Origin of the sequence: Streptomyces zingiberis, assembly GCF_012034935.1 — a bacterium.
Taxonomy (GTDB): domain Bacteria; phylum Actinomycetota; class Actinomycetes; order Streptomycetales; family Streptomycetaceae; genus Streptomyces; species Streptomyces zingiberis.
Map to the genome: position 1 here is coordinate 1 of NZ_JAATEN010000072.1, position 203 is coordinate 203.

Genomic DNA, 203 nt, shown 5'->3' on the forward strand with positions numbered 1-203 from the left:
GTGACCGCGGTTTCCACGCCGGCGTCCGAGGAGCCGAGTGCGGACATCACCGCCGGGTCGTCGAGCACCACCACCGGAGCACTGTTCCCCTCGGGGACGGACTCCTTGGTGGCGCCGGAGCAGAGCACGGCGGAGACCCCGGCGTCGGCGAGGACCCGCCCCACCCGCTCCGCCGGCCAGCCCGGGTCCACCGGCACATACGC

1 protein-coding gene is annotated in these 203 nt (G+C 74.9%); it reads right to left on the bottom strand.

All coding sequences use genetic code 11. From position 1 onward, the window contains the following. A partial coding sequence (locus HCK00_RS26730; RefSeq protein WP_168104620.1) for a hypothetical protein occupies positions 1-203 on the bottom strand: 203 nt, incomplete at both ends.